Here is a 19,514-nt window from a genome sequence, read left to right on the forward strand (position 1 = left end):
GCCCGACGAGGAGGAGGCAGATGGCAGAGCACTTCCCGAGGTACGTGGACGGCGGTCCGGCCCCGGCCCAGGACGGCGCGACCTTCCGCACGTTCGAGCCGGCCACCCGTCGCCACCTCGCTGACGTGCCGCGCTGCGGCGCGGAGGACGTCGAGACGGCGGTGGCGGCGGCCCGCCGCGCCTTCGACCTGGGCCCCTGGCCCCGGATGGCTCCCGGCGAACGCGCCGCGGTGCTCCGCCGGGTCGCCGAGCGGCTCTCCGCGGAGTCCGGCCGTCTCGCCGAGCTGGAGGTCCGTGACAACGGCACCACCCTGCGCAAGGCCCTCGGCGCCGACGTCCCCGGAGCGCGCGCCGCGTTCGCCTGGAGCGCCTGGTGGGCCGAGCGGCTGCCCGCACGGCTCGCCCGGCCCGGCGCCGCCGAGGACCGGTCACCGCACTACCTGCGCTGGCAGCCGCTCGGCGTGGTCGCCGCGATCGTGCCCTGGAACCTGCCGCTGCTGCTGGCGGCCTGGCGCATCGCCCCGGCCATCGCGGCGGGCAACACCTGCGTGGTCAAACCGGCGTCGTTCACCTCGCTCACGGCCCTGGAACTGGTCCGGCTGATGCACGAGTGCGGCCTGCCCCCCGGCGTCGTCAACATCGTCACCGGCCCCGGCGGTACGACCGGGGACAGCCTCGTCCGGGCCCCCGGGGTCGACCTGCTGGCGTTCACCGGCTCGGACGCCGTGGGGGAGAGCGTGCGCAGCGGCGCCGCCGCCACCGGCGTGAACACCCGGCTGGACCTCGGCGGCAAGTCCCCGAACGTGGTCCTCGCCGACGCCGACCTCGACCGGGCGGCCGCCGGCGTGGCCTGGGGCATCTTCCTCCACAACGGGCAGGTGTGCATGGCCGGTTCCCGGGCCGTGGTGCACACCGACGTGTACGACGAGTTCGTCGACCGGGTCCGGGAACGGGCCGGGGCCCTGCGCCTCGGCAACCCGCTCGACCCGGACACCGACCTGGGGCCGCTGGTCTCCCGCAACCAGGCCCGCACCGCCCGGCACTTCACCGAGCGCGGTCTCGCGGAGGGCGCGCGGCTGGTGTGCGGGGGCCGGATGCCCGAGCCCGGGGAACTGCCTGCAGGGCTCGACCCGGGCGCCTACTTCCTGCCGACCGTGCTCGCGGACGTGTCGCCCGACGACGCCGTCGCCCAGGAGGAGATCTTCGGCCCCGTGCTGTCCGTCCTGCGGGCCCGCGACGACGCCGACGCCGTCCGCGTCGCCAACGCCTCCCGGTACGGGCTGAGCGCCGGCGTCTGGTCGGCGGACGCCGGACACGCGCGTACGGTCGCCGAGGCCCTGCACGCCGAACGGGTGTGGGTGAACGACTACCGGCTGGTCGACCTCGACCTGCCCCCTGAGGGGAGCGGCCCGGCCGGGACCGCCTGGGACCGGGTGACCAACGAACTCGACGCGTACCGCCGCCGCCAGGTCGTCGTCGACAGCACCGACGGACCACCCGGCCTCACCCCGACCCCCTACCACCTGCTCGGTTCCGACCGGCCGCCGGCCGTGTCCCGTCCGTGGAGTACCCCGTGAAGATCGGCATCGCCTTCCCCAACACGGTCCCCGGCGCCTCCGGGGCTCTCCAGACCCGGTGGGCGGTGCGGGCCGAGGAGTGCGGCTTCTCGTCGGCCGCCGCAACCCACCGGCTGTGCTACCCCGGCCACGAGCCGCTCGCCGTGCTGGCCGCGGCAGCCGCCGTCACCTCGCGCATCGCGCTGTCCACCAACATCCTCGTGGCCCCGCTGACCACCGCCGCGGTGCTCGCCAAGGAGGCCGCCACCGTCGCCTCCCTCGCCGGGGACCGGGTCACCCTCGGCCTCGGGCCCGGGGTGCGCGCCGACGACTTCCAGGCGGCCGGGCGGGACTTCGCGAGCCGGGCCGCGGTGTTCGACGCCCAGCTCGCCGAACTGGCCCGGCTCCGGGCGAAGGGCGATACCGGTGACCTGCCGGGCACGGTACCGCCGCTGCTCGTCGGCGGCGTGAGCCGGGCCGCCGTACGGCGGACGGTGCGCTGGGCCGACGGATGGACCGCGCCCGGTCTGGAGCCGGAGCGGGTGGCGCCCTGGGCCGAGGAGGTCCGCGCAGCCTGGGACCGCGCGGGACGCACCGGGCGGCCCCGGCTCGTCGCGCTCTCCCGGTTCTGGCTCGGCGAGGACGTGGCCGAGGAGGCCGCCGCATTCGTCCGGCAGTACTTCGGGGTGCTCGGGGACGAGGCCGAGTCCTTTGTCGCGAAAACCCCGCGTACACCGGAAGGAATCCGCGAACAGGTGGACCGGCTGGCCGCCGCGGGATTCGACGAGGTGATCTTCCATCCGACCGCGGCACGGCTCACGCAGGTGGACCGGCTCGCCGAGGTCCTGCTGTCCTGAATCCCGTATCCGTCTCTTTCGCGCATCCCCGCCCCCTGCTAAATTCGGTTTCATGTCTGCCACCCTAACGAGCAATAAGCTGAAGGCAGTGGAGGATCTTCAGGAATACGGCTACTGCCTCCTTGAGTGCCCGATTTCGGACCGGGAGTTCAAGCAGCTCAGAAAACGCCTCCTCGACGTCGCGAAAAAGGAACGGGAAGACGGCAGCGCCTTTCTCTACGACGGCGGAAACCAACGGGTGTTCAGTCTGCTCAACAAGGGCGAGGAATTCGAGCGCAGCGTTCGCGACCCCCTGGTGCTGGATCTGATGGAGGAGGTGCTGGGCTTCAACTTCCTGCTGTCCAGCACCCATGCCAACATCGCGGGCCCCGGCGGCGCCGCCATGAACGTCCACGCGGACCAGACGTTCGCGCGGCCGCCCTGGCCGCCGTACGCGCTCGTCGCCAACAGCATGTGGATGCTGGACGACTTCACCGAGGACAACGGCGCCACGCGGCTGGTCCCGGGCAGCCATCTGCTCGGCCGGCAGCCGGACTACGACCGCGGCGAGGGGGACGTGGAGACGATCCCGGTCTGCGCCCCGGCGGGCAGCGTCATGATCTTCGACGGACGGTTGTGGCACCAGACCGGCGCGAACGTCACCGACCGGCCCCGGCACGGCATCCTGAACTACTACTGCCGCGGCTACGTCCGGCAGCAGCAGAACTTCTTCGCCGGGCTGCGGCCGGAGGTCGTCGAGCGCAGCGACGCCCGGATGCGGCGGCTGCTGGGCTTCGAGAACTACTTCGCCCTCGGACTCGCGGACGGTCTCGAATGAGCGCGGCGGCCATGGACGTCGGCCGGTTCCTGCAGGAGCCGGGCCCGGATCCGGTGCTGCGGCTGGTGGTGCTGGACCCGGCCGGCGTCCTCGGGCCGGAGCTGCCGGCAGCACTGCGGCCGGAGACCGCGGTGCTGCCGGCCACCCCGCAGGAGCCGCTGCCGCCTGTCTCCGGGACGGCCGAGGGCCTGCCCTGGGCGCTGCTCGCCGTAGCGGACGGGGGGCCCGGGTGTGCCACCCTGCCGGCCGCCGTGGCCCAGGCGGTGCGGGCGGCGCAGGCGGCCGGAACACCACCGGCCCGGGTGCTGTTCTGCCCGGGGCCGGCGCGCGGTCCCCAGGACGCGACGGCGCCCTCCGGCGACCCGTTGCCGTGTCCGGTCACCCTGCTGCTGACCGACCCGGACGCGGGTGCCGTGGGCGCCTGGCAGCGGCTGTCCCCGGACGGCTTCACCGCCCGCCTCCTCGGCCCGGACGCCTGGGACCCGGCCCGGGGCCTGCCGGTCACGGCCCGGTTGATCAAGGAGGAACTGCGTATCTGGCCGGCGTGAGCGCTCCTCACGGGCCGGGTGTTCCGGCTGTCAGCCCGTCAGGCCCGCGTACAGCTCCTGGGGGCTGCACGTGCGCAGGTCCAGGTCGGGCGGGAGGTCCAGGCCGAGTTCCTCCTCCAGGAGGATGGCGAGTTCGATCATGCGGACGGACTCCACGGAGACCTGGGTGCCCAGCGGGACGTCCGGGTCGAGTTCCGTACCCTCCAGCCCGAGTCCCGTCACGACAGCGGTCATGAACTCCGCCATACTCGGCCGGTCGGGCGATGCGTCGGTCACGGCTGGGGCTCCTCTCGCTCGTACACCGGCAGCACGGCGTTCCCGGGGCGGCCCGGTGCGCGCAGCGGCAGGTCCTGGACGTAGGGAAGGCCGAGGCGCAGGGCGGTCTCGGCCTTGGTCAGCTCGCCGCCGAGGTAGCCGGCATGGGCCGGGTCGGTGATCACCTCGGCGCGCAACAGCCCCAGCAGCATGGACTCGGCCCGGACACCGGTCATCTCGTGCCGGGGCGTCAGGTCGTTGTCGTAGTGCCGCAGGACGATCCGCCGGGCCCGCCGGTCCAGGCTGATCACCACGAACCCGTCCAGCACCTGGCTGAGTCCCACGCGCCTGCCCCCGGCCCGCAGCCGGTGAAAGCCCGGCACCGGGCCGCCCGGGCCGTCTCCTGCGGTCGTCCGGCCGTCGGCGGTCGTCCGGCCGTCGGCGGGCGTCCGGCCGCCCGGCGTCGGCCGCGGCGCGGCGCAGAGGCGGGCCCGCAGCTTCTGCACGATCTCACCGAGCACCAGCGGATCGCACTCCCCCCGGGCGTCCACGACCTCCACCCGGGCGCGCAGCCGCTCCACCTCGTGCAGCGGGACGGAACGGAGCAGTGGCAGATAGCCCGCCGCCCCGACGATGCTGCGGCGCTCGGGATCGACCCCGTCCCGGAAGAGGGCCAGCAGGCTCTGTCCGGCGAGGAAGCGCGGCGAGTCCCGGCCGCAGACGACCAGCCCCCGGATCCCGGGCCGGCGCGCGAGGGTGCGCAGCAGCTCCTCGATCCCGAGGTTGGCCGTCATCAGCGTGCCGGCCAGCGCCACGCCCGGCAGCGCGGAGAGGGGTTCCACCAGCTCCCGGCTGCTCAGGCTGCAGACCGCGACCTCGCCCTCCTGGGCCGGTTCACCACGTGGCACCGGTGCCCTCGCCGGTGTACGTGCGCGGCAGGCCGCCCGGACGTACCGGAGGCAGCGTGGAGCTGATCTCGGTCACCCGGGCTCCCAGCCGGGTGAGCCGCTTGCCCACCCGCAGCTGCTCCGAGCGCAGTTGGTCGAGCCGGTCGCGGAAGTACTGCTCGACCTCCACGACCTGGCGCTCCTGCTTGTCGGCGTCCAGCGAGTCGTTCAGCACCGCTTCGAGGTTGGACATGAAGAAGGCGTAGTTGAACTGCCCCATCTCCTGGCGGATGGCGTGCACCCGCTCCTTGAACTCCTCCATCACCTCCTCCACGCCGGGCAGCTTGCGGAAGCGGCGCTGCAGCCGGGAGATGAAGGTCTGCAGGACCACGTTGTAGGTCTCGAACTCGAACACCGCGGACTGCTCGGTGATGACCCCGCGCCGGTGGTAGTCCTCGTTGTTGTAGAGCCGCGCGAAATGCTTGGCCAGCAGACCGACCTTCTCGTCCGCGAAGGAGTAGCCGTACGGGTCGAGGCTGTCGTGGTAGCTGTGGTCGAGCAGGTCGTCGGACTCAAGGCGGCGCACGATCGTCGTACCCGGGTAGATCTCCAGCCGTTCCGTCATGCGGCGCAGGTTGTGCCCGGCGTTGTCCCGCAGGAACCGGGCGTTGGCCGTCAGCGTGTCGACGGTCGCGTACGGATGGAACGGGATGAAGCCCATCGCCAGGTAGATGCCGTGCTCGCGCAGCATCCGGATGATGGTGACGTTGTCCTCGACCGTGGCGCGCTTCTCCCACAGCAGCAGTTCCTCGGCGGTGCCCGCCTCGATGCCGACGTTCACCTTCTCCAGGCCGGAGGCGGTGAGCAGGTCGAGCAGCGCGTGGTCCTCGGGGGTGTCGTGCCAGTTCTCGGCCCGCATGCAGACGTTGTAGTAGATGTCCAGCCCGCGGTCGAGGATGCCCTGGGCGATGGCGGCGACCCGCTTCTTGCCGACCCGGCCGCCGTCGGGGTCCTCGAAGGTGGAGTCCACGAAGTCGAAGGTGCGGAAGTTGTGCCGTTCGACGATCTGCGCGACCTCTTCGACGATCTGCTCGGGCCCGCGTCCGCGCCACGCCTTGCCGGCCTGCACCCGGTTCTTCAGATGGGGTGCCGAGCAGAAGGCGCAGTTGGCGACGCAGCCGCGGCTGGTGCTGACCCGTACGTACTCCAGTTTGTCGCCGTGCTGGCTGAGCTGGTCCCGGGCCGGGAACGGCAGCACCTCCAGGTCGTGGATGAGGGGCCGGGCCGGGTTCTGCCGGATGCCGCCCTCCTCGTCCCGGTAGCAGATGCCGGGGCAGTCGGTCAGCGGCTCCTTGAGGTAGAGCCGCTGGGCGAGGTCGAGAATCGTGGGCTCGCCCTCGCCGACGGCGACGATGTCCGCGTACGGGTTGTTGCGCAGCACGTCCTGGCCGGCGAACGTACCGGCCGGGCCGCCGCAGGCGATCGGGGTGTCCGGCAGCGCCTCGCGCAACTGCCGGCACAGGCTGACGCAGCTCGTCACATTGAGGCTCATCAGCGTGAAGCACACCAGATCCGGACGGTACTCCCGCAGATGGGCGACGGCCGCCGCATGGTGCTCGTCGCCGTGCTCCACCTCCCGGATCTCTGCGGTGAAGCCGACGTGCCGCAGCACGCTGGCCATGTAGGCGACGCCGAGGTGCTCCGGCGACATCACGAGATCGCCGTCCAGCAGGATGAGGAAGCTGACCTTGAACGAGGCGGGATCGGTGACACGGGGGTCCAGCGAGAGCTCGAACTCTCCCGGTTTCCGCCGGGGGCTACGCGTTTCGAGGGTGACGTCCTGAATCATCGACTCTCCCAGGAGGCGGGGGCCGGGCGCTCAGACCGGCTCGTTGGCGGGCTCGCCCGTCTGCACCCGGCTGCTGACGTACTCGGCGAGCAGGTCGAGGTCGTCGATCAGCTTGATCGAGAGGTCTTCGTCGGCGATCTCCACTCCGAACTCGCTCTCCACCCAGATCAGGAACTCGATGGTGTTGATCGAATCCAGTCCCAGGGCCTGGACGAGCCCCTTGTCAGGGACCTCGGACGGCTCGAGGGACAGTTCGAGGGAGTCGACGAGCACCTTGCGCAGCCGGGCCTTCATCTCCTCTGGTTCCATGTCGCGCATCCCTTCGTGTCGGTGGTCGCTCACAGGTAGCCCATCTCGCGCAGCCGGCTGCTGGTGTAGTCGTCCTCGCCCGTGTCCTCCGTCGTGTCCGCCGGGCCGGGCGCGGACGGCGCGGCGTCCCGCAGGGCCAGGGACCGGTCCGTCGCGGGGACCGGCACGTCCTCGGTGAACACCTCGGTGCGCGGGCGGCCGTCGACGTCCTGCGGCCAGGCGGCCCCGAGGTCCGTCAGCAGCGTGGGCATCGCGTCGGTCAGCGGGATCGTGCCGGGCAGCCGGCCCGGCCGGACGCGTGGTGAGCGCTGCGCCCAGATGCCCTCGTGCCGGTGGAGTCCGCTCTGGGCGCTGGGAGTCCACAGCGCGCCGGTCAACGAGGTGACCGGAAGCAGGGACTCGTCCGCCGGGACCAGCAGCAGATCGGGCGCGCGCTCGCCGTTGCCGCCCGGATAGGCCTCCTGCCGGGGCAGTACCGCCTGGAAGACCGGGTCACCCGTGGGTCCCTTCAGCGTGCCGAGCAGGTCGGTCACCTCCGCGGTGACCCGGTCCCGGTCCCGGGGGGCGACGGTGCCCCGGTGCTGCCGCGCCTTGAGATTGAGGTTGAGGCCGTAGGAGCCGGGGACCGGCATGTAGACGGCCGTCCGGGAGAAGTCCACCCGCCGCCCGCCGTCGGCGAACCAGCTCGCGGCGCCCTCGGCGGGCCCCTCGCCGGGCTCGGTGGCGAGCAGGCCCGCTTCCTCGAGCACCTGGTGCACGGAGAACGCGTACCGGCCCCGGCCCAGACCGTGGTCGGAGACGAGCGTCACCACGGTGTCCTCGTCCACCAGCTCCAGCAGCTCGCCCACCGCGGTGTCCAACGCCTGGTAGACCCGGGTGAGAGCTCGCTCCCAGCCGCTGTCCGCCGGGGCGTCCTCGTGCCGGGGGTGCCCCGCGTCCTCGTAGTGCCAGTAGTGGTGCCCGACCCGGTCGGCTTCGGTCAGGACGACCATGACGACGTCCGTGGGCCGGGTGGTCATCAGATGCCGCACGGACCGGATCCGGGCCTCGACATTGCGCTCGGCCTGATCCAGATAGCCCATGTCCCCGCGGAACATCGTGGCGAGGTCGGACTGGAAGTGCGCCCGGGCCCTGGCGAGTTCGCGCAGCAGCGAGTCGGGGCGGCAGTGCCGCAGGGTGCGCTCCAGGGGCCAGGTGATCTGGTAACCGGGGAGGTCGGCCGGCGGGTGGGACATGGGGATGTTGACGAGCCCGAGCGTGTACGACTGCGCCGCGAGCCAGTCCCATGCCGAGGACCGCCCCAGGTCACCGGCCTGGGTGATCCGGGCGCCGTAGCCGGGGTCCTGGGTGTCGTAGAACTGGTAGATGCCGTGGTTGCCGGGGTCCGCCGCGCTGACGAAGGTGGACCAGCCGGGAGCGGTGTGGGCCGGCCAGGTGCAGGTGGTCCTGCTGCTGGCCGAGGCGGCCAGGAGACTTCCGATGTTCGGGATCAGTCCCCGCTCGACCAGGGGGTCGATGAGATCGAACGTGCCCCCGTCGATTCCGATGACGAGGGCGAGCGGCGAGGGTGGCACGTGATTGCCTCCAGCAGTGTCGCCGGTGATCGGACTTGACCGTAACACTGAAGCAGACCGGCATTCTGCGAAAGACCTTTGTCAGGAGCACCTTGACCGAAAACCGAGGCTCGGGCGCCGTTCCGGTCGTGTTCCGCCGTTCGGTTCGGAGAGACCGACGACGCGTATGAACAGCTCCTTCCGGATGTGCCGGACACGGATCCGGCTTCCGTGTCGTTATGGCCAAAACGAATCGCCAGGAGTGATCGCTCCGGTGTCCGCGCGCGCTTTCCGGGCAGACTGCTTTCCGAAATTCCGCATGCCCGGTTGACTTCCCCGGCTTCGTCGATGGAGCCTTCCAAGGCGGGCTCTTCACGGACGATCCGGCGTCATCCCGCGTCTTCCTCTGTCGTTCACGTCGATTTCCGCAGGGCACCCGCCCGGTTTCCCGCGTTCCGGAACGCGCCGCGATGTGCCGGGCAGCGCTGATTCCCCTGCCGACGGAAAGGCCGATGCATGTCCCCGCCCCTGCCATCCGCTCCGCTCACCCTGGCGGTGGTGATCCCCACCCGGGGCGATCACCAGCGGCTGCGCCTCACGCTCGCCTGTCTCGCAGCCCAGACCGACGCACCCGCCCACGAGGTGATCGTGGTCGACGACAACGCGCCCGAGGGGCGTCCGGCACTCGCCGGGGTCCTCGCCGAGGCGCGCGACCGGCTGCCGCTGCGCGTGGTGCCCGGTCCCGGACGAGGGCGGGCGGCCGTCCGCAACACCGGTGCCGGCGTGGCCGAGGCCCCCTGGTTGGTCTTCCTCGACGCCGACGTCGTCGTCGGCCCCCGCTTCCTGCGGGCGTACGCCGACGCCGCCCGGCCCGGGTTCTTCCTGCACGGCCGGATGCGCGAACTCCCCATGGCGGCACGACTGGTGACGGCGCTGGCGGACGCGCCCTGGCCCGACATCCAGCGGACCGCCGCCGAGCTGACCGGATCCGCTCCGGACGCCCGCGGCCGGGACCCCCTGCGCCGCACGATGGCGAACGCCCTGGAGCGCGCCGTCGAGGCGATGGACGCGGGGACCCTGCCGGACGTCGCCGCCTGGCTCGGCTTCGTCGGCGCCAACTCGGCCGTCGAGAGAGAGGTCTGGCGCTCCGTGGGCGGGTTCGACGAGGGGTTCGGGCGTGACTGGGGCTGCGAGGACATCGAGTTCGGGGTGCGGCTGCACGCCGCGGGGCTGCGGCGCGCCCTGGTGCCCGAGGCGTACGGCATCCATCTCAGCCACGCCCGGCCGGGCCGCTGGGACCAGCACGGACGGAACATGGAGCGGTTCACGATGCTGCATCCCCTGCCCGCGGTACGCGCCCTGACCGCCCTGCTCGGCCCCGACGGAACCCCGGAGCGCTATGTGACCGCCGTCCGGGCCGAGGCGGCCGGGGCCCGGCCGGCCGGCACCCTATGAGCGCGCAGCCCGAGGCCCGCGCCCAGCTGGTGGTCTCCCCGCACCCGGACGACGCGGTGTGGTCTCTCGGCGGCCGGCTCGCCCACTGGGTCGCGCAGGGGTTCCCGGTCACGGTGGTCACGGTCTTCGACGGACCGGAGCCGGAGCCGGAGCCGGAGGCCGGTCCGGCGGCCGCGCCGGCACCCGGCTCCGCGCCGGAGGAGGCGCCACCGGACGCCGCCGACGCGCACCGCTCCGCCGCCCCCGGCACCCGGCGGCACGCCGCTCCCCCCGTGCGCCGCCGCCCGGCCCCCGGCTCGCCCCCGCCCGACGACCCCGACGCCTGGCGGTACGTCGCCCGGCCTGCGGTCCGGCGTCGTGAGGACCGTGCCGCGCTCGGCGAACTCGGTGTCGAGCATGTCTCGCTCGGCTTCACCGACGCCGCGCTGCGCACCACGGACGGCGGATACCGTTACCGCTCGGCGCCCCGGCTCTTCGCCGCGCGCCACCCGGACGACGACGATCTGCCCCGCGCGATCCGGGACGCCCTGCGCCCGCTGTGCCCGCCCGGGACCCGGGTGCACGGCCCCCTGGCCGCCGGCCGGCATGTCGACCACGTGGTGTCCCGGGCCGCCGTGGAGCGGCTCGCCGCGCCCGGCACCGCCTGGTACGAGGACTTCCCCTACCCCGTGCGCAGCCGGGACCACCACGGCTTCGTAGCCCGCTGCCAGCCCCTCACCGACGCCGAGGTCGAGCGCTGGCTGGCCGCCGCCCTGCACTACGCCAGCCAGGCCGAGGCTCTGTTCGGCGGCGCGGACGGGCTGCACCGGGCCCTGCTCGCCCGGGCCCGCGCCCATGGAGCCGAGGCGGGGACACCGCACGCCGACCGTCACTGGCTGGGCGCCGAGCCGGACGGCCCCTAGGGCCTGGCAGTCCACCGGTCCGGTGCCCCGGCCCCGCGTACGACCGCGCGTCACGTGCCCCGTCGGACGACCGTGAAAGGACCCGCAGATGCCGCCCCTCGCTCCGCTTCCGCTGATCGGCAACGACCTGGTCATCAACGAGGACTCGTGCAACCTCAGTTGCACCTACTGCCTGACCGGGCAGAGCAACCTCAAGGAGGGCCACTCCCTCAAGCTCATCTTCGACCCGCCCAAGCGCGACCACTACTCCCCGGACTCGGGCCTCGGCCGGCGCATCAACACCGTCGCCGACCGGCTCGGTGACCGCTTCGACCTGCCGCTGCTCAAGGTCACCGGCGGGGAGATCTTCCTGGTCCGCGGCATCATGGACTTCCTCCAGGAGCAGTCCTCCCGGTACGAGGTCCTCGTTATCCAGACCAACGGCGTGCTGGTCACCGACGAACACCTCGCACGCATGCGGTCCTGGGGCAACGTCGTCCTCCAGGTCTCCCTGGACAGCCACCTCTACCCGGGCAACAGCTACCGCGTGCAGTCGGAGTCGCTGCACACCAAGGTGATCCGAGCCGTCAGCCGGATCCTCGACTCCGGCCTGCCGGTGGAGATCTACGGCGTCCTCAACGACCGCAGCGTCGGCGAGTTGTCCGACTTCGCCGGCTGGCTCGCCGCCTTCGACACCGCGCCCACCTTCTTCCCCTTCCCGGTCCGCGGCCCGGACGCCGAGAAGTTCGCGGTCCGCCGCGACCAGATCGGCCACATCGAGGAACTCGCCGAGCGCCACGCCGAGTTCAGCCGGATCCTGCCGCCGCGCGCCTACTTCGACCGGCTGCTCAGCTTCTACCACGAGGGCAGGCGCACCTTCCGCTGCCATCTGCCCCGGCTGGTCGTCTCCAGCTTCAGTGACGGCGTCGTCACCCCCTGCCCCAACATCTGGTTTTCCGACATGGGCAACGTCCTCGGCGACGAGTCCGAGCACCTGCTCGACCGGCTCGGCTCCAGCGGCCTCTACCAGGCCCTTCTGGCGCCCAAACCGAGGCTGGGTGCCTGCCACGGCTGCTTCACCCCCTGGGACACGCTCTCCATGTACTTCGAGGACGAGATCACCCTCGACGAGCTGTGTGCCGCCCCCACCTACGCCCCGCCCCGGATCCGCGGCATGATCGAGCGCGCCAAGGCCGACTACCTGGCGAGCAGCGATGGCTGAGGGCACGGAAGGGGCACCGGACACGCTCCTGGACGCCGTCGGGCGCCTCGCCCCGGACACCGAGGTACTGCCCGGCCGCACCGCGGCCGGGCTGCTGGCCGAGGCGCAGCGGCTCGCCGAGGCGCTCAAGGCCCAGGGTGCCGAGGGCGAGGCGGTGGCGCTCCGGCTGCCCAACGGACCCGGCTGGGTGGTGCACTTCCTCGGCCTGCTCGCCGCGGGCGCCCGGCCGCTGCCCGTGGCATCCGACACCCCCGACCCCGAGGTCCGCAGACTGCTGGAGCTGGCCGGCGGCGGACGCGTGCTGACACCCGCCGACGGGCCCGGCCGGCCGCCCCGGCTCGAGGGCACCCCGGGCGCCCCCGCCGACGACGGCCCCGGCGTCCTGCTGCCCACCTCGGGTACCACGGGCGCCCCCAAACTGGTCTGGCGCCCCGAGGCGAGCTGGCTGTCCGAGGCCCGCCGCTACCGCGACGGCGTCGGCGTCACCGCCGGGGACGTCCTGCTGCTGCCCGTACCGCTCTCGCACGCCTACGCCCTCGGGTGGATGTGCGGCGCGCTGCTCACCGGGGCCACCCTGAAACCCGTACCGCCCACCGGACTCGGCGAGACGGCACGCGCACTCGCCACCGGGGCCACCGTCGTCGCGCTGGTGCCCGCCACCGCACGGCTGCTGGCCACCCGGCAGCGGCTGCGCGCCCGCCGCGCCGGACCCGAAGCGGCCCCGCCGGCCCCCCGGCTGCGGCTCGCCATGGCGGGCGCGGGTCCGGTCGACGGCCCTCTCGACGCGCTGTTCCGCGAGGCCTACGGCGTGGGGCTCGCCCGCAACTACGGCTCCACCGAACTGGGCGCGGTCCTCTCCGGCCCGGCCGGGCTGCCGCCGCTGTGCGTGGGCACCCCCCTGCCCGGGGTCGGTGTCCGCCTCCTGGACCGCACCACCCGTGCCGTGACCGCGGACGGCCCCGGAATCCTCCAGATCCGCACCGACGTGCTGCCCGACTGGCACGACACCGGCGACCTGGCCGTGCCCGAGCAGGGCCACTGGCGCATCCTCGGCCGCGAGGGCACCGCCATCCGGCGCGGCGCCCGCTGGGTGGCGCCCCTGGAGATCGAGTCGGTGCTGCGCACCCACGGCGGCGTACAGGACGTACGGGTCGCCGCCCGACGCCGGTCCCACGAGGGCGAGGACGGACTGGTCGCCGAGGTCGTCGTGTCCGACGACACGACCGGCGAGGAAGAGCTGCGCCTCCACGCGGCCCGGCACCTCGCCCCCTACAAGGTGCCTGACACCTTCGTGCTGCGCACCGCCCTGCCGAAGACCGCCACCGGCAAGGCCGCCGCCCCCGTCCGCTACCGCCTCACCCCGCGCGCGCTGCGGGCCGCCCGCGCCTACAAGGCGTCCGAGCTGCTCTTCGCGCTCCACGACCTCGGTGCCCTGAGCGCCCTGGCCCAGGGCGCCGAACTCGCCGACATCAGCACCGAACTCGGCTGCGACACGAGAGCGTTGGAGCTGCTGCTGGACACCGCCACGTCCCTCGGCCTGCTCTCCACCGCTCCCGACCCCGACGGCCCCGCGGTCCCCGCCGACGAACTCGCCGCCTTCGTGGAGCTGGAGAAACGACTCTCCCGCGATCTTGTGAGCCGGGAGGCGCTGGCCGCCGTGGCGCGTACGGGCGTATCCCACCGGCCGTTCGAACAGCGCCCGCACGACGCGGAGTTGGTGCGTGTCTACCAAGGTGCCATGAGCGGTCCCTCCGCCCGTGCCCGCACCGCCGTCGGGCTGCGTCTGGTCCGGCCGCGCCCCGGCACCCGGCTGGTGGAGGTCAGCGCCGGACCCGGCCGCTACCTGGAGCGGCTGCTCGCCGCCGACCCCACGGCCACCGGCCACCTGTGGCAGACCGGCCGGCTCGCGGGCCCGGTGTGCGAAGCGGTGCGCGCGGCCGTCACCGACGGCCGGGTCACGACCGGGCCGGAGCTGCCGCACGGCGACGCCGACGTCTGCGTCGTCGCCAACAGCGTCCACGACCCGGCCGGCGGCGCCCGCCTCGCGCCGCTGCTGCGGACCCTGAAGCCCGGCGGCCTGCTCCTGGTCGACGATGTCTTCCTGCCCTCCGGCACCGCCGGCGGCGAGCCGGGCGAAGGCGCCGAACTGGCGCTGGACTGGCTCACGCACGGCGGCACCCGCTGGCCCACCCTCGCGGCGCTCACCGCCGCCCTGGCCGAAGCGGGCGCGGACCTCGTCCGCGACCTGCACTTCGAAGGCTCCCCCTGCCATCTCGTCCTAGCCAAGGAGGCCGACTGATGGGCGATCCCCTCGTCCGTATCGCCGAAACCATGGGACAGCGCGGCCGAGTCGTCGTGGTCTCCGGAGCGTCCGGGACCATCGGCAGCGCCTGCGCCCGCCATCTCGCCGAACTCGGCGCCACCGTGGTGGCCGGCTACCACAGCGGCGAGGACCGGGTGGGCAAGCTGGCCGCCCAGGTGGAGGAGGCCGGCGGCACGCTCGTGCCCGTCCGGGCCGACCTGTCGGCGCCCGGCGGCCCGTCCGCGCTCGTCTCGGCCGCCCTCGACCGGTTCGGCCGGATCGACGGCCTCGTCGCCGCCGCCGGACTGCGCACCCGGCGCCTCGCCATGGCCACCGACACCGACACCCTGACCGAACTGCTCGACGTCAACCTGGCCGGCTCGGTCAACCTCGCCAAGGCCTGCCTGAAGCCGATGATGCGTGCCCGCTACGGCCGTATCGTCCTCTTCGGCTCCCGGGCCGGCACCAGCGGCCTGCCCGGGCACAGCGCGTACGCGGCGACCAAGGGCGCCCTGCAGCCGTGGGCCGCCTCGCTCGCCGGCGAGGTCGGAAAGCACGGCATCACGGTCAACGTGGTGGCACCGGGCGCCATCCGGGCCGAGGTCATGGACTTCTCGCCCGAGGAGCGCGACCTCGTGCTGAAGTTCATCGGCGCCGGGCGGCTCGGTGAACCCGAGGAGGTCGCCGCGGCGGTCTCGTTCCTGCTCTCCCCGGCGGCCTCGTACGTGAACGGCAACACCCTCGTCGTGGACGGCGGTGCACGCTTCTGATGTCCGGCACGGCCCACGCACCCTCCGGCCCCACCGTGGCCACCGAACGTCCCCAGCCGCGCACGGCCGATGCACCGCGCCTGCGCACGGCCGTCCTCGGCGCGGGCTGGGTGTCGCGCACGGTCTGGGTGCCGCTGCTCGAGGCGCACCCCGCGTTCGAGGTGACGGCGCTCGTGGACGCCGACCCGGCCGCGGCCCGTGCCCTGGTACCGCCCGGACGCGCCGTCGTCGTCGGCACCGGCCCGGACGACCTGATCGGCCTGCCCCTGGACCTCGCCGTCGTCGCCCTGCCCAACCACCTCCATGTGCCCGTCGCCCGCACCCTGCTCGGCCGCGGTGTCCCGGTGTTCGTGGAGAAGCCGGTCTGTCGCACCGCCGCCGAGGCGCGGGCCCTGGCCGAGGCCGCCCGAGGCGGTGCGGGCGTGTACGCCGGGAGCGCGGCCCGCCATCGCGCCGACGTGCAGGCACTCGCGGCGCTGCTGCCCTCGCTCGGCGATCTGCGCGCCCTCGGCCTCGACTGGACCCGGGCGTCCGGGATCCCGCAGCGCGACGGCTGGTTCACCGACCGCCGGCTGGCCGGCGGCGGCGCCCTGCTCGACCTCGGCTGGCATCTGCTGGACGTCGGCCTCGACCTGCTCGGACGGCCGGGGGTGACGGCCGCCTTGGGTGCCGTCTCCGGCGACTGGCTCGGGGACACCGGCGCCACCGCCGACTGGAGCCCGCGCGGCCGGGACCGCGACACCTCGGCCCGCACGGCGGGTGACCCGGTGGAGGACACCGCGCGCGGGTTCCTGCTCACCGACACCGGCGTCGCCGTCTCCGTCCTGGCACGCTGGGCCTCGCACCAGGCGGTGGACAGCACCACCCTCACCGTCGAGGGCACCAAGGGCGTCGCCGTCCTGCGCGGCACCTTCGGCTTCAGCCCGCACCGCGTCCCGCGCTCCTCTCTGACCGTGCTGCGGCGCGGCGAACGCACCGAGGTACCGCTGCCGGACGAACCCGTCGGCATCGAGTACGAACGACTCGTCGACGACCTGGCCCGGCGGCTCACCGACCCCGCGCGCTCCGCGACCGGGGCGGGCGGCTCGCTCGCCGAGATCGGCGTACTCGCCCACTGCGTCGACCGGCTCTACGCGGCGGCCGGCCGCACTGGCCCTGCCCCGACGACCCCGGAAACCCGGAGTGCCTCATGAAATTCGCGTACTTCACCCACGTATGGGGACGGGAGAACCTCACCGTCCGTCAGCGGTACGAGGAACTGTGGCAGGAGGTCGAGGCGGCGGACCGGCTCGGCTTCGACTACGCCTTCTCCGTCGAACACCACTGCACCCCGGAGGAGAGCTGGATGTCCTCGCCCGCGGTGTTCTGCACCGGCGCGGCGTTGCGCACCGAGCGCATCCGGGTGGGGCCGATGGGCTGGGTGCCGCCGCTGCACCACCCGCTGCACATCGTGGAGCAGGCCGCCACCCTCGACCACCTGCTCGGCGGCCGGCTGGAGGTGGGACTCGCCTCCGGGGTCAGCGATCAGCCGTTCAGGCCCTTCGGCGCCGACTTCGCCGGCCGCAAGGAGCGCACCCGGGAGTGCGCCGACCTGCTGCGCGCCGCGTTCACCAGCAAGGGTGCCTTCGACTTCGACGGGCCGGTGCACCGCCTGCGCGACGTCAACCTGTCGTTCGGCGCCGAGCAGAGCCCCCACCCGCCGCTGTGGATCCCCACCACGGACCGCGCGACCCTGCGCTACCTGGCGAAGACCGGAGGCCACACCTGCTCGACCATGATCGTGCCGCGGGCGGCCATGGGCGTCGTCTACCGCCACTACGTCGACTGGTGGCGCAAGGAGGGGCAACCGGGTGTGCCGAACATCGGCTACTGGAGCCTCGTGCACGTGGCCGAGACGGACGCCGAGGCCGAGGCCCGGGCGGCCGAGCAGGCGACCCGCACCTTCGTCGAGACCCTGCGCTACGGCGCGGTGCGCCGCTCGGCCGACCGGCCCGCCCCGGCGAGCGGCCTGAGCACCGCCGACATCCTCGCCGGCTGCCACGACTTCCGGTTCCTGATGGACCACAACCTGATCTTCGTCGGTTCCCCGCGCACGGTCGCCGACCGCCTCGCCGAGGCCGCCCGCGAGGGGCATTTCAACACGCTCTTCGGCGAATTCGTCTTCGGTGACATCACCGGCGACGTGGCGATCGGCTCCATGGAGCTGTTCGCCCGGGACGTCGTCCCGCAGCTGGCCGCGTTCTCCCCGTACCAGCCCACCGAGACGGCCGAACCGAGCGTCGCCGTCTCCTGAACCCCAGGGATCAGCCTTGCCCTCCATGACCGAACGCGACGGTGTCCTGGTCGGTTTCGCCGACGGTGACACCGCCGCCCGCCAGGCGCTCGCCCGGCGCCTCACCGACGTCGTCGCGCAGCGCGGTGCCCGGGCGACCGTCCTCACCGGCCCGGCCGTGCCCGCCGAACTGCGCGCCGCCCTCGGCCCGGACGCCGCCGGCCTCGTCGTCGAGGTGACCGGCGGGCCGCGCGGCGCCGAGCCGATCGTCGTCCCGCCCGGCGAGCCGGATCCGCTGGACCGCCTCCTGAGGGAGCTGGAGCGGCACGGGCTGCCGCCGGCACCCGCCGCCCCCTACAGCCCCGACGAGGAGGACGAGGTGGCCCGCCGTCTCGAAGCCCTCGGCTACATCGACTGACCGAGGCCGGCCCATGGTGACGCCCGTCAGCAGCGATCCGCGCGAGCGGCAGCTCCCCGAACCCGAGCGCATCGAGGACCTCGTGCGGCGCCTGCGCCAGGTGCCCGACCGGCAGCGGCGCTTTTCGGTCACGCCCGCGCAGGCCCGACGTGTGCACGGCATCCGCCCCGACCTGCTGGCCGCCCTCACCGCCGCCGGCGTCCCGCACGTCGGCGTGGGCGAGGAACGGCTCTACGACGCCTACGACCTCGGCAACGCGGCCCTGCACCTGGGTCGGCTCTCGGTGCAGCGCCGGTCCATGCGCGCGTGGGCCAAGGCCTGGCAGACCGCGCTCGACCAGACGCCGGGCCACCGCGTCCAGGTGGTCTCCGCCTGCCCGGCCCCGGGCCACCCCGGCACCTGCCGCTACGGCGTCCTGCTCGACGGCCGGCGGCGCCAGGTCGTAGGGCCCGCGGCGGAGGCCCGGCTCGGGGAGCTCCATGCGGCCCCCGCCACCCGCGCCTGGCCCGCATTTCCGGCGGATGTACAGGAGTTGCTCCGCGAGGTGGCGGACATCGGGTTCTTCCTGCTGCCCGAGGCGGTGCGCTGGGACCCCGAGTTCATGTGGCGCACCCGCATGTCGGACTGCGGTGGCGCCGCGGCCTGGCTGGTCCACGAGGGCGGCCGGCGCGGCCTGGAGACCCGGTTCTCCTTCGGCCTGCTGGTGGCCACCCCGTACTCCACGCCGCACTGCTGGGCGGAGTTCCGCATCGACGGGGTCTGGGTGCCGGTCGACCCACTCCTCGTCCGGGCCCTGAACCAGTGGGCCGGACTGGACCCGGGTGCCTTCCCTCCCGACGACACCCCCGGCGCCCTCTTCCACCGCCTCACCGGCCGCTTCACCAAGGTGGTGAGCCACGGTGGCATCTGGGCGCAGGTGTCACTGCCGACGGAACGGACCGACTGACCGGGCCGGGTGCGGCGGCGTCCGGGCGAAGGATCGCGGACTCCCGGCGCAGTGCCGGTCTTTTTCGGTCATCGTGCTCGGACCGCAGGCGCGTTGGGCGCGACGGCCGCGGGGAAGGCCTAGGCTGGCGGACGCCACCGGAGTGCCGGACTCCGTCGGCTGCGTGCGCCCCGGCACGTCGCCGACCCCATCCGCGACGAGAGGACGGGCATGACGCCTGAAGAACTGTCGGACTTCGCCCTGGACCTGCCGAGTGCCAAGGACGACGAGGCCTTCGGCCCCGGCGCCACGGTGTTCAAGGTCGAGGACAAGGTGTTCGCCATCCTTCAGGACGCCACGGACGCGCGGCCCGCACAGGTCACCCTGAAGTGCGAACCCGACCTGGCACTGCACCTGCGCGACCAGTACCCCGCCGTGGGGCCCGGCTACCACGTCAACAAGCGGCACTGGAACACGGTCCTGCTCGACTCCACCGTCCCGACGCCCGAACTCAAGGAGATGGTGGAGCACTCCTACGACCGTGTGGTGTCCGGCCTGCCGAAGGCGGTGCGCGAGCGCCTGCGGCTCCAGCGCGGCTGACCGCCGGAACGCCCGCGCCCACCCCACTCGCCCGACTC

19 protein-coding genes are annotated in these 19,514 nt (G+C 73.4%); 14 read left to right on the forward strand and 5 right to left on the reverse strand.

The window, feature by feature from the left end; all coding sequences use genetic code 11:
- Positions 1 to 20 precede the first annotated feature (20 nt).
- From ACZ42X_RS15535 to ACZ42X_RS15550, 4 genes are all read left to right on the forward strand, one after another.
- Positions 21 to 1,577: an aldehyde dehydrogenase family protein gene (locus ACZ42X_RS15535; RefSeq protein WP_468289322.1), complete on the forward strand. Its 1,557-nt coding sequence runs from the start codon at positions 21 to 23 to the stop codon at positions 1,575 to 1,577.
- Positions 1,574 to 2,413, forward strand: coding sequence for an LLM class flavin-dependent oxidoreductase (locus tag ACZ42X_RS15540; RefSeq protein WP_468289325.1), 840 nt, complete (start codon positions 1,574 to 1,576; stop codon positions 2,411 to 2,413). Before ACZ42X_RS15535 ends, ACZ42X_RS15540 begins: the two co-directional genes overlap by 4 nt.
- Before the next feature lie 88 nt (positions 2,414 to 2,501).
- Entirely contained in the window at positions 2,502 to 3,230 is a 729-nt protein-coding gene (locus ACZ42X_RS15545) for a phytanoyl-CoA dioxygenase family protein (RefSeq protein WP_468289328.1), read from the forward strand.
- The gene (locus ACZ42X_RS15550) at positions 3,227 to 3,778 is read left to right on the forward strand and encodes a hypothetical protein (protein ID WP_468289330.1); all 552 of its coding nucleotides are present in this window, start codon (positions 3,227 to 3,229) and stop codon (positions 3,776 to 3,778) included. The genes ACZ42X_RS15545 and ACZ42X_RS15550 overlap by 4 nt, the downstream gene beginning before the upstream one ends.
- 30 nt (positions 3,779 to 3,808) lie before the next feature.
- Here ACZ42X_RS15550 and ACZ42X_RS15555 read toward each other — a convergent pair whose 3' ends face one another.
- From ACZ42X_RS15555 to ACZ42X_RS15575, 5 genes are read right to left on the reverse strand one after another with little or no spacing between them, the layout of a single operon-like run.
- Entirely contained in the window at positions 3,809 to 4,054 is a 246-nt protein-coding gene (locus ACZ42X_RS15555; RefSeq protein ID WP_468289333.1) for a phosphopantetheine-binding protein, read from the reverse strand.
- Entirely contained in the window at positions 4,051 to 4,941 is an 891-nt protein-coding gene (locus ACZ42X_RS15560) for a DUF4346 domain-containing protein (RefSeq protein WP_468289336.1), read from the reverse strand. The genes ACZ42X_RS15555 and ACZ42X_RS15560 overlap by 4 nt, the downstream gene beginning before the upstream one ends.
- Entirely contained in the window at positions 4,928 to 6,769 is a 1,842-nt protein-coding gene (locus ACZ42X_RS15565; protein ID WP_468289339.1) for a B12-binding domain-containing radical SAM protein, read from the reverse strand. Before ACZ42X_RS15565 ends, ACZ42X_RS15560 begins: the two co-directional genes overlap by 14 nt.
- 30 nt (positions 6,770 to 6,799) lie before the next feature.
- Positions 6,800 to 7,078 carry an acyl carrier protein gene (locus tag ACZ42X_RS15570; protein WP_468289342.1) on the reverse strand — a complete coding sequence of 93 codons (279 nt, stop codon included), beginning with the start codon at positions 7,076 to 7,078 and terminating at the stop codon, positions 6,800 to 6,802.
- A gap of 29 nt (positions 7,079 to 7,107) precedes the next feature.
- On the reverse strand, positions 7,108 to 8,652 hold the full coding sequence (locus ACZ42X_RS15575) for an alkaline phosphatase family protein (RefSeq protein WP_468289344.1): 1,545 nt from the start codon (positions 8,650 to 8,652) through the stop codon (positions 7,108 to 7,110).
- 537 nt (positions 8,653 to 9,189) lie between these two features.
- Here ACZ42X_RS15575 and ACZ42X_RS15580 point away from each other — a divergent pair.
- The 10 genes from ACZ42X_RS15580 (at position 9,190) to ACZ42X_RS15625 (ending at position 19,476) form a co-directional block, all read left to right on the forward strand.
- The gene (locus ACZ42X_RS15580) at positions 9,190 to 10,086 is read left to right on the forward strand and encodes a glycosyltransferase family 2 protein (RefSeq protein WP_468289347.1); all 897 of its coding nucleotides are present in this window, start codon (positions 9,190 to 9,192) and stop codon (positions 10,084 to 10,086) included.
- The gene (locus tag ACZ42X_RS15585) at positions 10,083 to 10,988 is read left to right on the forward strand and encodes a PIG-L deacetylase family protein (protein WP_468289350.1); all 906 of its coding nucleotides are present in this window, start codon (positions 10,083 to 10,085) and stop codon (positions 10,986 to 10,988) included. Before ACZ42X_RS15580 ends, ACZ42X_RS15585 begins: the two co-directional genes overlap by 4 nt.
- 88 nt (positions 10,989 to 11,076) lie before the next feature.
- Positions 11,077 to 12,189 (forward strand): radical SAM protein, encoded by a 1,113-nt coding sequence (locus ACZ42X_RS15590; protein WP_468289353.1) that lies wholly within the window; start codon positions 11,077 to 11,079, stop codon positions 12,187 to 12,189.
- Positions 12,182 to 14,488, forward strand: a complete 2,307-nt coding sequence (locus ACZ42X_RS15595; protein WP_468289356.1) for an AMP-binding protein — start codon at positions 12,182 to 12,184, stop codon at positions 14,486 to 14,488. Before ACZ42X_RS15590 ends, ACZ42X_RS15595 begins: the two co-directional genes overlap by 8 nt.
- Positions 14,488 to 15,261, forward strand: a complete 774-nt coding sequence (locus ACZ42X_RS15600) for an SDR family NAD(P)-dependent oxidoreductase (RefSeq protein WP_468289359.1) — start codon at positions 14,488 to 14,490, stop codon at positions 15,259 to 15,261. The genes ACZ42X_RS15595 and ACZ42X_RS15600 overlap by 1 nt, the downstream gene beginning before the upstream one ends.
- Positions 15,261 to 16,454, forward strand: a complete 1,194-nt coding sequence (locus ACZ42X_RS15605) for a Gfo/Idh/MocA family protein (protein ID WP_468289362.1) — start codon at positions 15,261 to 15,263, stop codon at positions 16,452 to 16,454. The genes ACZ42X_RS15600 and ACZ42X_RS15605 overlap by 1 nt, the downstream gene beginning before the upstream one ends.
- Entirely contained in the window at positions 16,451 to 17,554 is a 1,104-nt protein-coding gene (locus ACZ42X_RS15610) for an LLM class flavin-dependent oxidoreductase (RefSeq protein WP_468289364.1), read from the forward strand. Before ACZ42X_RS15605 ends, ACZ42X_RS15610 begins: the two co-directional genes overlap by 4 nt.
- Positions 17,555 to 17,579: 25 nt before the next feature.
- Positions 17,580 to 17,951, forward strand: a complete 372-nt coding sequence (locus ACZ42X_RS15615) for a hypothetical protein (RefSeq protein ID WP_468289367.1) — start codon at positions 17,580 to 17,582, stop codon at positions 17,949 to 17,951.
- Between the two features lie 13 nt (positions 17,952 to 17,964).
- Complete coding sequence (locus tag ACZ42X_RS15620; protein WP_468289370.1) at positions 17,965 to 18,897, forward strand: transglutaminase-like domain-containing protein; 933 nt, start codon at positions 17,965 to 17,967, stop codon at positions 18,895 to 18,897.
- Between the two features lie 210 nt (positions 18,898 to 19,107).
- Positions 19,108 to 19,476 (forward strand): MmcQ/YjbR family DNA-binding protein, encoded by a 369-nt coding sequence (locus ACZ42X_RS15625; RefSeq protein WP_468289373.1) that lies wholly within the window; start codon positions 19,108 to 19,110, stop codon positions 19,474 to 19,476.
- Positions 19,477 to 19,514 lie beyond the last annotated feature (38 nt).

This window comes from Streptomyces sp. NPDC030862 (genome assembly GCF_055571835.1).

What these genes read in the sequence shown, in the direction of transcription:
- ACZ42X_RS15535 (WP_468289322.1), top strand. Translation starts at nt 21, where the DNA reads ATGGCAGAGCACTTCCCGAGGTACGTGGACGGCGGTCCGGCCCCGGCC.
- ACZ42X_RS15550 (WP_468289330.1), top strand. Translation starts at nt 3,227, where the DNA reads ATGAGCGCGGCGGCCATGGACGTCGGCCGGTTCCTGCAGGAGCCGGGC.
- ACZ42X_RS15565 (WP_468289339.1), bottom strand. Translation starts at nt 6,769, where the DNA reads ATGATTCAGGACGTCACCCTCGAAACGCGTAGCCCCCGGCGGAAACCG.
- ACZ42X_RS15570 (WP_468289342.1), bottom strand. Translation starts at nt 7,078, where the DNA reads ATGGAACCAGAGGAGATGAAGGCCCGGCTGCGCAAGGTGCTCGTCGAC.
- ACZ42X_RS15585 (WP_468289350.1), top strand. Translation starts at nt 10,083, where the DNA reads ATGAGCGCGCAGCCCGAGGCCCGCGCCCAGCTGGTGGTCTCCCCGCAC.
- ACZ42X_RS15590 (WP_468289353.1), top strand. Translation starts at nt 11,077, where the DNA reads ATGCCGCCCCTCGCTCCGCTTCCGCTGATCGGCAACGACCTGGTCATC.
- ACZ42X_RS15595 (WP_468289356.1), top strand. Translation starts at nt 12,182, where the DNA reads ATGGCTGAGGGCACGGAAGGGGCACCGGACACGCTCCTGGACGCCGTC.
- ACZ42X_RS15600 (WP_468289359.1), top strand. Translation starts at nt 14,488, where the DNA reads ATGGGCGATCCCCTCGTCCGTATCGCCGAAACCATGGGACAGCGCGGC.
- ACZ42X_RS15605 (WP_468289362.1), top strand. Translation starts at nt 15,261, where the DNA reads ATGTCCGGCACGGCCCACGCACCCTCCGGCCCCACCGTGGCCACCGAA.
- ACZ42X_RS15610 (WP_468289364.1), top strand. Translation starts at nt 16,451, where the DNA reads ATGAAATTCGCGTACTTCACCCACGTATGGGGACGGGAGAACCTCACC.
- ACZ42X_RS15615 (WP_468289367.1), top strand. Translation starts at nt 17,580, where the DNA reads ATGACCGAACGCGACGGTGTCCTGGTCGGTTTCGCCGACGGTGACACC.
- ACZ42X_RS15620 (WP_468289370.1), top strand. Translation starts at nt 17,965, where the DNA reads ATGGTGACGCCCGTCAGCAGCGATCCGCGCGAGCGGCAGCTCCCCGAA.
- ACZ42X_RS15625 (WP_468289373.1), top strand. Translation starts at nt 19,108, where the DNA reads ATGACGCCTGAAGAACTGTCGGACTTCGCCCTGGACCTGCCGAGTGCC.